Source organism: Nonomuraea turkmeniaca, from assembly GCF_005889735.1.
GTDB lineage: Bacteria > Actinomycetota > Actinomycetes > Streptosporangiales > Streptosporangiaceae > Nonomuraea > Nonomuraea turkmeniaca.
This window is the reverse complement of the sequence record NZ_VCKY01000265.1, coordinates 1-13,497: the sequence shown is the minus strand read 5'-3', so window position 1 is coordinate 13,497 and position 13,497 is coordinate 1. Positions and strand designations below refer to the sequence as shown.

Annotated in this window: 15 protein-coding genes; 9 read left to right on the top strand and 6 right to left on the bottom strand. The window is 71.8% G+C overall.

Annotated elements, in window-relative coordinates:
• Positions 1-1,148: alpha/beta fold hydrolase (locus ETD86_RS45930; protein WP_138672930.1), on the bottom strand; the 1,148-nt coding region annotated here is incomplete at its 3' end.
• 26 nt (positions 1,149-1,174) lie between these two features.
• Between ETD86_RS45930 and ETD86_RS45925 the strand changes: the two genes are divergently transcribed.
• Positions 1,175-2,344: a pyridoxal phosphate-dependent aminotransferase gene (locus tag ETD86_RS45925; protein WP_138672929.1), complete on the top strand. Its 1,170-nt coding sequence runs from the start codon at positions 1,175-1,177 to the stop codon at positions 2,342-2,344.
• A 178-nt stretch (positions 2,345-2,522) separates the two neighbouring features.
• Here ETD86_RS45925 and ETD86_RS45920 read toward each other — a convergent pair whose 3' ends face one another.
• The 3 genes from ETD86_RS45920 to ETD86_RS45910 are packed head-to-tail and all read right to left on the bottom strand — an operon-like array spanning position 2,523 to position 5,455.
• A complete protein-coding gene (locus ETD86_RS45920; RefSeq protein WP_138672928.1) occupies positions 2,523-3,608 on the bottom strand; it encodes an FUSC family protein in 1,086 nt (361 codons plus the stop codon).
• A 34-nt stretch (positions 3,609-3,642) separates the two neighbouring features.
• Positions 3,643-4,728, bottom strand: coding sequence for an FUSC family protein (locus tag ETD86_RS45915; RefSeq protein ID WP_138672932.1), 1,086 nt, complete (start codon positions 4,726-4,728; stop codon positions 3,643-3,645).
• Between the two features lie 43 nt (positions 4,729-4,771).
• On the bottom strand, positions 4,772-5,455 hold the full coding sequence (locus ETD86_RS45910; RefSeq protein WP_138672927.1) for an alpha/beta fold hydrolase: 684 nt from the start codon (positions 5,453-5,455) through the stop codon (positions 4,772-4,774).
• A gap of 210 nt (positions 5,456-5,665) precedes the next feature.
• On the opposite strand from ETD86_RS45910, the gene bar reads away from it, so the two are divergent.
• From bar to ETD86_RS45890, 4 genes are read left to right on the top strand one after another with little or no spacing between them, the layout of a single operon-like run.
• A complete protein-coding gene (gene bar, locus ETD86_RS45905) occupies positions 5,666-6,757 on the top strand; it encodes a barbiturase (protein ID WP_138672926.1) in 1,092 nt (363 codons plus the stop codon).
• A gap of 49 nt (positions 6,758-6,806) precedes the next feature.
• On the top strand, positions 6,807-7,148 hold the full coding sequence (locus ETD86_RS45900; protein ID WP_246149294.1) for a PadR family transcriptional regulator: 342 nt from the start codon (positions 6,807-6,809) through the stop codon (positions 7,146-7,148).
• Positions 7,145-7,942 carry an HD domain-containing protein gene (locus ETD86_RS45895; RefSeq protein WP_138672925.1) on the top strand — a complete coding sequence of 266 codons (798 nt, stop codon included), beginning with the start codon at positions 7,145-7,147 and terminating at the stop codon, positions 7,940-7,942. The genes ETD86_RS45900 and ETD86_RS45895 overlap by 4 nt, the downstream gene beginning before the upstream one ends.
• 11 nt (positions 7,943-7,953) lie before the next feature.
• On the top strand, positions 7,954-8,481 hold the full coding sequence (locus ETD86_RS45890; RefSeq protein ID WP_138672924.1) for an SseB family protein: 528 nt from the start codon (positions 7,954-7,956) through the stop codon (positions 8,479-8,481).
• Between the two features lie 236 nt (positions 8,482-8,717).
• Here ETD86_RS45890 and nhaA read toward each other — a convergent pair whose 3' ends face one another.
• Both nhaA and ETD86_RS56120 read right to left on the bottom strand, forming a co-directional pair.
• Positions 8,718-10,004, bottom strand: a complete 1,287-nt coding sequence (nhaA, locus tag ETD86_RS45885; protein ID WP_170223635.1) for a Na+/H+ antiporter NhaA — start codon at positions 10,002-10,004, stop codon at positions 8,718-8,720.
• 147 nt (positions 10,005-10,151) lie between these two features.
• The gene (locus ETD86_RS56120; protein WP_170223634.1) at positions 10,152-10,319 is read right to left on the bottom strand and encodes a hypothetical protein; all 168 of its coding nucleotides are present in this window, start codon (positions 10,317-10,319) and stop codon (positions 10,152-10,154) included.
• A gap of 232 nt (positions 10,320-10,551) precedes the next feature.
• Here ETD86_RS56120 and ETD86_RS45880 point away from each other — a divergent pair, with 232 nt between their 5' ends.
• The 4 genes from ETD86_RS45880 to ETD86_RS45865 all read left to right on the top strand — a co-directional run.
• Positions 10,552-11,130: a prepilin peptidase gene (locus ETD86_RS45880; protein ID WP_138672922.1), complete on the top strand. Its 579-nt coding sequence runs from the start codon at positions 10,552-10,554 to the stop codon at positions 11,128-11,130.
• Positions 11,131-11,173: 43 nt separating this feature from the next.
• Positions 11,174-12,355, top strand: coding sequence for a chorismate synthase (gene aroC, locus ETD86_RS45875; protein WP_138672921.1), 1,182 nt, complete (start codon positions 11,174-11,176; stop codon positions 12,353-12,355).
• A 28-nt stretch (positions 12,356-12,383) separates the two neighbouring features.
• Positions 12,384-12,884, top strand: a complete 501-nt coding sequence (locus ETD86_RS45870; protein ID WP_138672920.1) for a shikimate kinase — start codon at positions 12,384-12,386, stop codon at positions 12,882-12,884.
• Positions 12,881-13,497: 3-dehydroquinate synthase family protein (locus ETD86_RS45865; protein ID WP_138672919.1), on the top strand; the 617-nt coding region annotated here is incomplete at its 3' end. The genes ETD86_RS45870 and ETD86_RS45865, both read left to right, overlap by 4 nt.

Here is a 13,497-nt window from a genome sequence, read left to right as displayed (position 1 = left end):
GTCCTGGGCGGGGTGGTGGGGTCGTACTGGCCGCCGAGCACGTACACCGGAGCCTTGGGGGTGGCGTTGACCGGCGTGGACCTGGGGAGCCGCCACGCGTCGCACACCGCTTTGTCGGCGTTCACGGTGAAAAGCCGGGACTTGGCGGTGAAGGTGTTGAACGGGACCTCGTCCTGGCACTGCACCGCGTGATACAGCCCGAACGCGTGCGACACCAGCCCTTCGCCCACGGCGTCCGCCAGCGGCCGCAGCAGCTCGTCGTGCCCGCCGGCCAGGGCGGGGACCAGCGTCGGCGCCACGGCGGCCACGTCCGTCTCGTGCAGCGCCTCGGCCATGATCGTGGCCACGTCGTCGCCGGTCATCTGTGCCGTGAACGCCCCGCCGCGCAACGGGTCGGCGACCGGCACCCGCGCCGGGGAGGCGTTCAACCGGGCGGTCATGGCCTCGAAGCGCTCCCGCACGCCGAGCGTGGCCGTCGTGTCCGCCAGGTTGCGGTCGGCATCGTCGTACCAGGTGACGCGCTCCGGCAGGAACGAGTCCAGCACGACGGAACGGGTGCCCTCCGGGTCGGCCGCGGCCACGTCCAGCATGACCCGGGTCGAGTAGCTGACGCCGAACAGGTTCCACGATTCGTAGCCGAGCTCCCCGCGTAGCGCGACGACGTCGGCCACGATCTCCTTCGTGTTGTATCCCCGCAGGTCGACGCCCTGCTCCCGAAGCCGGTCGCGGCACTTCACGGCGGCCGCGCCCACGTCGGCGGGCGGGGTGCGCAAACGCCCGAGCAGCGCCGCCGCCGTCTCGGGGCAACCCAGCGCCGGCTCGGAGTACGGGCCGCCGCGTTGCTCGACCGTCACCACGTCACGGTCCGGGAACATCTGGCTCAGGAAGCCCGTGAGCTGGATCGACGCGGACCCCGGCCCGCCGCTCATGTACACGACCGGGTCCGGCTTGCGGCCCTTCGCGGTCGAGTGGCGCACGGCGTAGCCGACCTTGATCTTCCTGTCCGGTGCGTCCCTGCGCTCGGGGACGACGAGGAAGCCACAGGTGGTGCGGGGCGGCATGGCTGTCGGGCAGTCGCGGGCCACGGGCGCCGTGGCGGACGTGACGGGCGTGGACAGGGCGAGGGCGAGCACGACCCGAGTGATCACGGAAGGAAGACTAATAGTCTGACGTTGTGACGGAACCACTTGTGGCCAGGATGCGCGGCTTCGGGACGACGATTTTCGCCGAGATGAGCGCGCTCGCCGTACAGACTGGATCGATCAACCTCGGCCAGGGCTTCCCCGACACCGACGGGCCGGCCGCGATGCTGGACCGCGCGATCCAGGCGATCACGTCGGGCGCCAACCAGTACCCGCCGGGGCCAGGGACGCCCGAGCTGCGCCGCGCGGTCTCCGAGCACCGGGCGGAGCACTACGGGCTGTCCTACGACCCGGCCGGCGAGATCCTCATCACGGTGGGCGCCACCGAGGCCGTCGCGGCGAGTGTGCTGGCGCTGTGCGAGCCGGGTGACGAGGTGATCGCGTTCGAGCCCTACTACGACTCCTACGCCGCCTCGATCGCGCTGGCCCAGGCCCGTCTGGTGGCGGTCACGATGCGGCCGGTCGCGGGCCGGTTCACGTTCGACCCGGATGAGTTGCGTGCCGCCGTCACACCGCGCACCCGCGCCATCCTGGTCAACTCGCCGCACAATCCGACGGGGACCGTGTTCACCCGCGAGGAGCTGACCGCCATCGCCGACCTCTGCAGGGAGCGCGACCTCGTCGCGATCACCGACGAGGTGTACGAGCACCTGACGTTCGACGGGGTCGAGCACATTTCGCTGGCCACGCTGCCCGGCATGCGGGAGCGCACCGTGGCGATCTCCTCGGCGGGCAAGACGTTCTCGGTGACCGGGTGGAAGACCGGCTGGGTGTGCGCGCCCGCGCCGCTCGTCACCGCGGTGCAGACGGTCAAGCAGTTCCTGACGTTCACCGCGAGCGCGCCGTGGCAGCTGGCGGTCGCGTACGGGCTGCGGCAGGAGCTGGAGTGGGTGGCCGCGCTGCGCTCCGGGCTCCAGGACAAGCGCGACAGGCTCATGGAGGGGCTGGCGGCGGCCGGGTTCGAGGTGCTGAGGCCGGCCGGCACGTACTTCGTGCAGACCGACATCAGGCCGCTCGGGTTCGCCGACGGGCTGGAGCTGACGCGACGGCTCCCGGAGCTGGCCGGGGTGGTGGCCATCCCGACCCAGGTCTTCTACGACCACCCCGAGCGCGGCCGGCACTTCGTCAGGTTCGCCTTCTGCAAGAAGGACGAGGTCATCGACGAGGCGGTGACCCGGCTCAAGCGGCTCTCGGGGGCCTGAGCCCCGCCCAGAGGCGCCTCGAGGCCACCCCTGATGCCGGGACTGAGAGCCTTATGTCGCGTCAGCGATGGGTCAATAATGTGCCACGAGGGTAAACGTGCCATGCGGATCGTAGTGATACCGCCTCGGACCTATGATGCGGAGTGCGTACCTTCACCCAGCGGTCATCCTGACGGCCTCACTCCTGGCCGGGCTTGTCGAGCGGCGTGAGCGCCTCCGTGGCCTCCTCGTGCTCCATCCCGGTCGCCTGCAACAGATCCACGACCACGGACCGCAGCTGCGCGATGATCACATGGGCCGAGAAACCCAGCTGCTCGGGCCGCTCCCGCGCCGCCACCGCCAGCAGCGCCTGCCGCGCCAGCGTCGGCTCCCGCCCGGCTCCCAGCTCCAGCTGCAGCAGCAGGGCGGCCTCGGACACCTCACGCATCGCCTCGGCCAGCGCGGCCGGTGGCGGGCTCGCCTCGCCGAGTGAGGCCAGCGTGCGCCTGCTGAGCACTCGGGCGTTACGCAGGGCCAGGTCGACGGGCACGGCGGCGGTTTCGTACCGGGCCAGGCGGGCCCGCCGGTGCCAGTGCAGCGGCGAGATCATGGTGATCTCCTTGCTGGTCTCCAGCGCCTGCTCGAACTCCTCCACCGCCGCCTGCGTGCCGCGCGCCTCCTCCAGCGCCTCCGCCGCCAGGTCCACGTCCCGCTTCTCGATGGCCTCCGCGGCCCGCTCCAGCACCGTGGACAGCGCGTCGAGCACCCCCGACAGGTGCTTGGCCGCGATCGCGAACGGGCTGGCGGGCAGCAGCGCGACCGCGGCGATGCCGATGAGGCCGCCGGTCAGCGCGTCGAGCATACGGTCCAGCCCGCCCGCGCCCGCGCCGGGCACCAGCGTGGCCACCAGCACCGCCGACGACCCCGCCTGGGCCACGAACAGCGCCCCGCTGTCCAGTAGCCCCGCGATGGTCATCGCCAGTGCCACCACCAGCGCGATCTGCCACGGGCCCGAGCCGATCCAGGACACCAGCAGGTCCCCCACGCCGACGCCCAGGCTGACCCCGACGACCAGTTCGGCCACCCGGCGCAGCCGCTGCCCCAGGCCGACGCCCACGCAGATCAGCACGGAGATCGGGGCGAAGAACGGCTGCGGGTGACCCAGCAACTCCCTGGCGATGATCCAGGCCAGCGCGGCGCCCACCGCGCACTGCGCGATCGACGGCACCATGAGGCTGAACGTGCCCAGTCGGTCCTTTACGTGATCGCTGAGCCAGGTGTGCACCTCTCCACCTTGGCGAATCTTTGTGACATTAAGGTCACGTCCCGCCTGATACGTCCCTTTTGCTGGGGGCTTCCAGCGGTGGCAGCGCGGCCACGGCCTCCTCCCGATCGGTGCCGGTGGCCTGCAACAAGTCCACGATGATCGACCGGACCTGCGCGACCATCACGTCCGCCGAGAACCCCCACCGCCCGCCGCCCTGCCGCGACGCCACCTCCAGGATCGCCTCACGGGCCTGCTCCGGGGTGCGCCCGTCGGCCAGCTCGTCCCTGAGCAGCAGCGTGGCGCCGGCGAGCGCGCGCAGCGACCCGGGCAACCAGGGCGGCAACGCGCTGGAGCCGTCGAGCGCCACGATGGCCCGCCTGGCCAGCACCCTGGCGTTCCGCAGCGCGTGGTCGAGCGGCACGGCGGCCTTCTCGTACCCCTCCAGCCTGGTACGGCGGTAACGGTGCAGCGGCGAGATGGTGGCGATCTCCCGGCTGGTCTCCAACGCCTGCTTGAACTCCTCCACGTTCGTCTGGCTACCCCGCGCGGCCTCGAGCGCCTCGGCGGCCAGGCTCGATCGGGACTGCTCGATGGCCTCGGCGATGCCCCGCAGGGCGTCGGCCAGCGTGTCGAACATCCCCGCCGCGTGCCGATGCGCCAGCGCCGACGGGCTGGCCGGCAGCAACGCCACCGCGGCCAGCCCCATGAGGCCGCCCACCAGAGCGTCGGCCATCCGGTCGATGCCGCCCGTGCCGCTCGGCGGCAGCAAGGTCGCCACGAGCACCGCCGAAGAGCCGGCTTGGAGCACGATCAGCGAGCCGCTGTCGAGCAGCACCGCGATCGCCATCGCCAGTGCCACCACCAGCGCGATCTGCCACGCTCCCGAGCCGATCCAGGACACCAGCAGGTCGCCCACGCCGACGCCCAGACTGACCCCGACGACCAACTCCACCACCCGCCGCAGCCGCTGCCCGAGCCCCACCCCGATGCACACGACGACCGCGATGGGCGCGAAGAACGGGCGGCTGTGCCCGAGCAGGTCCTTGGCCACGAGCCAGGCGAGAGCGGCGGCCACGGCGCACTGGCCGATCGGCGGCGCCATCAGCCGCAATCTGCTCAGGCGCTCGTGTACGTGCATCTCGACCACGCCTCTACCCTTGCCCCCGCGGGTAACACGCGCGTTACGTCGTGGTGAGACCGTCGTTCATGAAGTCGTCGACCGCCTGCAGGAACGCTCGGCGCTCCGTCGCGTGGACGAGGTGCCCGGCCTCGATCGTCACCAGCCTGGCCCCGGGGATCCGCGCGGCCGTCGCCGCGGCGTCGAACGGGCTCGCCGACCCGCCAGAGATCACCAGCGTCGGAGCGGTGATGCTGGCCAGGCCCTCCAGCCAGCCCGGATCGGGATCGAGGAACTGACGCTCGGTGTCGTGCATCATCCGCCAGTCGAACCCGGTGGAGTCGTCCTCCACAAGGGGCGGCCGGTCCTTGAACGGCAGCGGCGGCGCCACGTCCTCCAGGACGAGCCGCTCGACCCGGGCGGGATGGTTCATGGCCAGCTGGTAGGCCACCATGCCGCCCAGCGAGTGCCCGATCACCGCCGCCCGCCCCACCTCCAGGTGATCGAGCAGGCCCGCGATGTCCTCGGCCATGTCCGGCACGGGGTAGTCGCCCGGGTAGTCGCTGGCCCCGTGCCCCCGCAGGTCGGGGACGACCACATGGTGGCGGGCGGCGAAGTGCTGGGTGATGCCGTTCCAGTCGTTGTGGTTCGCGGTGCGGCCGTGGATCAGCAGCAGCGGGGGAGCGGCGGGGTCGCCCTCCTCCCGGTAGACGAGCTTGATGCCGTTGACGTGTGCTTCGCGAATCACCCGTTCAGATTACGCGGGCAAAGGACGCGGGCAGATCGCGTGAGAGCTTTCCCGTGGGAGCTTTCCCGTGGCCCGTTCCGCCGGCTGTCCCGGCCGTGTGCTGAGCGCACCTTGACATGGCCGGCGGCGTTCATGGGCAGACATTGCCCATGAACCCCGCTGACCGGCTCGGTTAGCGTCACCAACGGGCGCAGAGGAAAGGGACGTCGCATGCCGGAACCGATCGAAGTACGCAAGGTGCCGATCGAGAGCGTCACCGACGCCTCCGGGTTGTCGCGGCTCATCGCCGACGGCGTGATCGAGGCCGAGCGGGTGCTCGCCGTCGTCGGCAAGACCGAGGGCAACGGCGGCGTCAACGACTACACCCGCATCCTGGCCGACCGCGCCTTCCGCGAGGTGCTGGCCGAGCACGGGCATCCGGCGCCGGAGAGCGTGCCGCTGGTGTGGTCGGGCGGCACCGACGGCGTGCTCAGCCCGCACGCCACCATCTTCGCCACCACCGCGAACGCCCCCGCCACCGAGGAGCCGCGCCTGTCGGTCGGCGTGGCGATGAGCGAGGTCATCCTGCCCGAGGACATCGGCCGCCCCGCCATGGTGGAGAAGGTCGCCGCCGGGGTACGCGAGGCCATGAAGATCGCCGGCATCGACGACCCGCGCGACGTCCACTACGTGCAGACCAAGACGCCGCTGCTCACCCTGGCCACCATCACCGACGCCAAGAGCCGTGGCCAAGACACCGCCATCGAGGAGACGGGCCCCTCCATGGACCTGTCCAACTCCACCACCGCCCTCGGCATCGCCGTGGCGCTCGGCGAGATCGACATGCCGCGCGCCGACCAGATCCACAAGGACCTGTCGCTGTACTCGTCCGTGGCGTCCTGCTCGTCCGGGGTGGAGCTGGACCGGGCGCAGATCGTGCTGGTCGGCAACGTCCGGGGGATCGGCGGGCGCTACCGCATCGGCCACAGCGTCATGAAGGACGCCCTGGACGCCGAGGGCATCTGGGAGGCCATCCGGAACTCCGGACTGCCGCTGCCCGAGCGGCCTCACCCGTCGGACCTCAGCGGCCGGCTGGTGAACGTCTTCATGAAGTGCGAGGCCGACCCGTCCGGGCGGGTGCGGGGGCGGCGCAACATCATGCTGGACGACTCCGACGTGCACTGGCACCGCCAGATCAAGGCGGCCGTCGGCGGGGTGGCGGCCTCGGTCACGGGCGACCCGGCGGTGTTCGTCTCGGTGGCGGCCGTCCACCAGGGCCCGTCGGGCGGCGGCCCGGTGGCGGCCATCTCCGACCTTGGGTAGTGGAATGTGGCCTTTACGGCCACAACTCTAGCTATGTAGAGTACGAGATATGAAGAGCAACGGCCCACGCATGACCATGCCGACTCAGGCCGTCCTGCGCGCGTTCCTCCACGACCCCGGGCGAGAACACTACGGGCTGGGGTTGTGCGAGCTGGCCGGGATGCCCAGCGGCACCCTGTATCCGATCCTGGCCAGGCTGGAGCAGATCGGCTGGGTGGAGAGCCGGTGGGAGGACCCCGAGACGCACGTGACGGAGGGACGCCCGCGCCGCCGCTATTACCGGATCACCGCCGACGGCGCGGCGCAGGCCCGCAACGCGATCGCCCGCGCCTACCGCTCGCGCCGCCAGGCCGTTCCCGCCTGGCTGCTCCCCCCGGAGGCCGCGTCATGACGGGGGCCGCCGGACAGGACGCGAACGACCGCGGACCGAACCTGCACGGCCGGCTCCAGCCGGTCCTTGACGCCGCCGGAGACGGGCTGGCCGGTGATCAGCTGGAGCAGGTTCAGCGAGCTCACCTGGTGGCCGCCTACTGGCATCGCGACCAGCTGCGGCGCAGCGGCGACCCGTTCATCACCCACCCGGTCGCCGTCGCCACGATCCTGGCCGAGCTCGGCATGGACCACGAGCTGATCTGCGCCGGGCTGCTCCACGACGTGCTGGACGACACCGGCTGCACCGAGGAGGAACTGGTCGCCGAATTCGGCGAGCCGGTCGTGGAGCTGCTGCGCGCTTTCCACACGATCGACGACCCCGAGCGCCGGCCGCCGGACTGGGAGACCTCGACCGACGAGCGTGTGCTGACGCTGAAACTGGCCGACCGCCTGCACAACCATCGGACGCTGCGCTTCCTGCCTGAGGAGAAGCAGCGACGCAAGTCCAGGGAGACGCTGGACGTCGTCGTCCCCATCGCCGGCCGGCTGGGCCTGGTGCAGGTCGAGGAGGAGCTGCGGCGGCTCTCCACCGCCACGCTGTCCGGGCGGGGAGGGATAGGAGCGTCCTTCCACGTCATCACGGCCGGTGCCATCATGCTCCCGGCCGAGGCCCGGGGCCGGTGGCTGGAGGAGTGGCTGGGTGAGCTGCACGCGTTGCCGGGCCGGTGGGCCAGGCTGGGGTTCGCGGCCCGGCTGATCGCCGGCATGCCGCGCCTGGCCCGCACCCTCCGGACCGAAGCTCGGCGCAGGTAGGCTCGTACGCTGTGCCCAGCATTCCGCAGCCACTCGACCCCGACGACGACGGCCGTGCCGCGCCCGCGGTGGCCGCGGCCCTGGCTGCCTTCCAGGCGGGCACGGCCGGCCCCACCGACGTGCTCAACGCCCTCAGCGGCGCCAGGCTCCTGGTGCCCGTCGTCGCCCTGCTGACCGAGTCCGCGGTCGGCGCGCACGGGCTGCGGCAGGAGAAGGAGAGCGAGATGGCCCTGCCCAAGCTCGTCGGGCAGGACGGCAGGCAGGCGGTGCTGGCGTTCACCGGGGCGGAGTCGCTGGCCAGGTGGCGACCGGACGCCCGGCCGATCCAGGCCACCACGCTCCAGGTGTGCCGGGCGGCCGTGCAGGAGCAGGCGGCGGCGGTCGTGGTGGACGTGGCCGGGCCGGTGCAGTTCGTGATCGAGGGCGCGGTGCTGGAGGCCCTGGCGGCGATCGAGTCCGGCACCGCCGACCGGCTCGAGAGCGCGACCGTGGTCAAAGCGGAGCCGGCACGCAGGCGCCGCTGGTTCTCCCGGCGCTGAGCTGGGGCCGCGCCGGTTCTCCCGGCGCTGCCGGGGACGCGCCGGTTCTCCCCGCGATGGACCGGGTCAAGGCACGGACGAGCGGCGCCGTTCCCAGGTGTCTGCCGCGCGGGTTCGCCAGAGCGTGCAGGAGATTGACGGTCAGCGGTCCGCGCCTTGCGGCTCCTGGACGCCACCGGCCAGCCGATCACCATCGAGGCGGTCGCCCGTCACGCGGGTGTCTCCCGCTCCTGGCCTTATGGCCAGGCCGACCTGCGCGCCGAGATCGCCCGGCCCGGCCGTCGCGGGTCAGCGCCGGGCGAGGTCGTCACCCGACTGCGAGCATCGGAGCGCTGGGCGCGCAGGCGCCGGTGGTGGCGGTTGCGAGCGCCCAGCAACACGGCGGCCAGCACAGCGGAGACCACCGAGGCGAGCAGGACGGCGCCCTTGGCGTCGGTGAGATGCGCCGCGTCGGCGTAGGAGAGCTCGGCGATCAACAGGGAGACGGTGAAGCCGATGCCGCCGAGCACCCCGACGCCGGCGATGTCGGCCCAGCCGAGCTGCGGGTTCAGATGCGCGCTGGTGAAGCGAGCGGTCAGCCACGTAGCGCCGAAGATGCCCAGCAGCTTGCCGCCGACCAGGCCGGCGAGGATGCCCCAGGTGATGGCGCTGCTCCAGAACCCGCCCGCTCCGGACACCGAGACGCCCGCCGACATCAGCGCGAACACCGGCAGCGCCAGCCCGGACGAGACCGGCCGCAGGACTTCCTCGGCCCGGTGCGAGGGACTGGACCTCTCGCCCTCGCGTGCGCTGGTGCGCATGAGCAGGCCCATCGCGACTCCGGCGATCGTGGCGTGGATGCCGGAGGCATGCATCAGCGCCCAGATGACCAGGGCGAGCGGCCCGAACAGCAGCCATCCCGGCACCGTCGCCCGCACCCGGGTGACGGCCCGGCCGCGCCCGTTCTGCAGATAGCCGAACACGGCCAGCCCCACGGCGGCGAGCCCGAGCGCGGCCAGGGACAACTCGCCGGTGTAGGCGACGGCGATGACAATGACCGCGCAGATGTCGTCCACGGTGGCGAGCGTGAGCAGGAACGTGCGCAAAGGGGTGGGCAGGTGCCGGCCGATCACCGCCAGGACGGCGATGGCGAAGGCGATGTCGGTGGCCATCGGGATGCCCCACCCGCCGCTCGCCTCGCCGCCGGTGCCGGCGGTGACGGCCAGGAACAGCGCGGCCGGCACCAGCACGCCGCCCAGGGCGGCCACGATCGGCAGGATGGCCCGGCGGGGGTTGCGCAACTCGCCGTGGACCAGTTCCTGCTTCAGCTCGTTGCCGACGATGAAGAAGAACACCGCCAGCAGCCCGTCCGCTGCCCAGGAGTGCACGGGCAGGTCCAGGTGAAGGAAGGCGGGCCCGAACTGGAAAGAACGCAAGGACTCGTACGAGGCGGACAGGGGCGAGTTCGCCCAGGTAAGCGCGATCAAGGCGGCACCGATCAGCAGCGAACCGCTGACGACGTCCGAGCGCAGCGCAGCGGTCATCCGCGCGAAGGCAGACACGAAGGAAACTCCAGATACGGGTCGGTGAAGGGCGTCAAGGGGGAAGCCCGTGCCGCCCGTGTGCTGGCATGCGGAGGTGACCGGAAGAGGCGGTGCGGGCGGGCGGTGTCCCGCCGGGATCGGCAGGGCTCAGGCGGCCTTCGGCGGAGACCCGCCCGTGATCGCGCCCCAGGTGCTGACGTAGCCGTTCGTCCCGATCGGCCGGTGCTCCAGCGCCTCCAGCACCGCAGAGTCGCCACACCCCGACTGGAGGCCATCGGGTCGAGGAGCCGCAAAGACGAGGCTGTGCCGAACCATCGAGCTCCCCTCCTTCTGGCCTGCGTATCTTGGTGTCATTCTAGTTATCCCGCTCGAATGTCCGAAACCCGGCGAGTCCGCAGCCGCTCCGTTGATCTCCAGTAACACAGGGGCGAGCACGAACGTCGCGATGACGACCGCGATTCAAGGCGAACGCCCCGCCGGCCGGCGGGTCCGTGCCGGCTCCGCTGATCGGCCGCGGGAGGGCCGGGGGCCGCATTAGGGTCGGCTCGTGGTCGCACTCATGGCGCTGGCCGGACTGGTCTGCGGACACCGCATCAGGACCCTGGCCGACTCCTACGACGACCTCCCGGAGCCCGCCTGGCCGCCGAAGGCCGAGCTGGTGACCGCCGCCGTCACCGCCCTCGTCGCCTGGCGCCTCGGCCTCCCTTACGTGCCGTTCGCCGTGATCGGCGTCGCGCTGGCCGTCATCGACTGGCGCACGACGATTCTGCCCGACGCGATCACGCTTCCCGCGTACCCGATCACGGCCCTGGCCCTCCTGCCCACCGGAGAGCTGCCCAGAGCGCTGGCCGGAGGGGCGGCGCTGACCGCCGTCTACGGCCTGCTGTGGCTCCTGCGGCCGGACGCGCTGGGATTGGGCGACGTCAAGCTGGCCGGGCTCATCGGCATGGCGGGGGCGGCGCTGGGCTGGCAGGCCTGGGTGGTCGCGGCGTTCTGCGGGCAGCTGCTCGGCGCCCTCTACGCCCTCGCCCTGCTGGCGACCGGGCGCGGGACCAGGGACACGCAGTTCCCGTTCGGGCCGTTCATGCTGCTGGGGGCGTTCACCGTGCTGTGTCTCGACACGTGAACGTGGGACGGCTCACTCGGCGGCACGTGGAAGACTTGTACGCATGTTGCGCTGGTTGACCGCCGGAGAGTCCCACGGGCCCGAACTCGTCGCCATCATGGAAGGCCTCCCGGCCGGGGTGGAGGTGACCACGGCCGCGATCGACGAGGCCCTGCGCCGCCGTCGTCTCGGTTATGGCCGCGGCGCCCGGATGAAGTTCGAGCAGGATGAGGTCACGATCGTCGGCGGCGTACGCCACGGGCGGACCATGGGCAGCCCGGTCGCGATCCGCATCGGCAACACCGAGTGGCCCAAGTGGGAGAAGGTCATGGCGGCCGACCCGGTCGACCCGGCCGAGCTGGAGGGCCTGGCCCGCAACGCGCCGAGGTCGCGCCCCCGCCCGGGCCACGCCGACCTGGCGGGCATGCAGAAATACGGGTTCGACGACGCCAGGCAGGTGCTCGACCGGGCAAGCGCCCGTGAGACCGCGGCCCGCGTCGCGCTCGGCGAGGTCGCCAGGCGTTTCCTCAAGCAGGCGCTCGGCATCGACATCGTCAGCCACGTCACCGAGATCGGCGGCGCGAAGAGCCCCGCCGAGACTCTGCCGGGGCCGAACGACCTGGCCAGGATCGACGAGGACCCGGTGCGGTGCTCGGACGCCGAGGGCAGCGCCGCGATGATCGACGTGATCGACAAGGCCCACAAGGACGGCGACACGCTCGGCGGCGTCGTCGAGGTGCTCGCCTACGGCCTGCCTCCGGGCCTGGGCAGCTACACCCACTGGGATCGCCGGCTCGACTCCCGGCTCGCCGGGGCGCTCATGGGCATCCAGGCGATCAAGGGCGTCGCGGTCGGCGACGGCTTCGAGACCGCGCGCAGGCCCGGGTCCCGCGCACACGACGAGATCGAATACACCGCCGAGGACGGCGTCAAGCGCATCACCAACCGCGCGGGCGGCGTCGAGGGCGGCATGACCAACGGCGAGATCCTGCGGGTCAGCGCCGCCATGAAGCCGATCTCCACCGTGCCCAGGGCGCTGGCCACGATCGACGTCAAGACCGGCGAGGCGGCCAAGGCCCACCACGAGCGCTCGGACGTGTGCGCCGTGCCCGCGGCCGGCATCGTCGCCGAGGCCATGGTCGCGCTGGTGCTGGCCGACGCGGCGCTCGAGAAGTTCGGCGGCGACTCGGTCGAGGAGGTCGCACGCAACCTGTCCGGCTACCTCTCCTCCATGGTGATCAAATGACACGGTGGAGCGAACGAGGAGGGGTGAGATGACTACAGTCGTGCTGATCGGGCCGCCCGGGTCCGGCAAGACGACCATCGGGCGGCTGCTCGCCGAGCGGCTCGGCGTCGGATTCCGCGACACCGACGCCGACATCGAGGCCGTGGCGGGCAAGCCCGTCGCCGACATCTTCGTCGAGGACGGAGAGGCCCGTTTCCGTGAGCTGGAGCACGAGGCCGTACGCCAGGCGCTGGCCGAGCACGACGGCATCCTGTCGCTGGGTGGCGGCGCCGTGCTCAACGTGGAGACCCAGGCGCTGCTCGCCGGTCACCACGTGGTCTACCTGCAGGTGGGGCTGTCGGACGCGGTCCAGCGGGTCGGGCTCGCCTCCGCGCGGCCGCTGCTCGTGCTCAACCCGCGCAGCCAGCTGAAGAAGCTCATGGAGGAGCGGCGGCCGATCTACGAGCGGCTGGCCGTCGTGACCGTGGTGACGGACAAGCGGGAGCCGGAAGAGCTCGCCGACGAAATCGTGAAGGGGCTGCCCGCATGACCGCCGCGACCAGGATCACCGTACGTGGCGACAGCCCTTACGACGTGGTGGTCGGCACCGGCGTGCTGGCCGAGCTGAGCACGCTGCTCAAGCCGGGCGTGCGCACGGTCGCGGTGATCCGCCCGGAGACACTGCCCGGCCTCTCCCAGCCGGTCTGCGCGGCGCTGTCCGACGGCGGCTACGACGTGGTCGAGCTGCCAGTGCCGGACGGCGAGCAGGCCAAGACCGTCGAGGTGGCCGCCGGGCTGTGGTCGGCGCTCGGCCGCCACGGCGTGACGCGTACCGACGCCGTGGTCGGCGTGGGCGGGGGAGCGACGACCGACCTGGCCGGGTTCGTGGCCGGCACGTGGCTGCGCGGCGTGCAGGTGGTGCTCGTGCCCACGACCCTGCTCGCCATGGTCGACGCGGCCGTCGGCGGCAAGAACGGCATCGACACGCCGGAGGGTAAGAACCTCGTCGGCACGTTCCTGCCGCCCGCGGGCGTGTTGTGCGAGCTGTCCACCCTGGACGGCATGCCGAGGCAGGACTACGTCGCCGGCCTGGCCGAGATCATCAAGGGCGGCTTCATCGCCGACCCCGAGATCCTCCGCCTCATCGAGGAGGACCCCGAGGC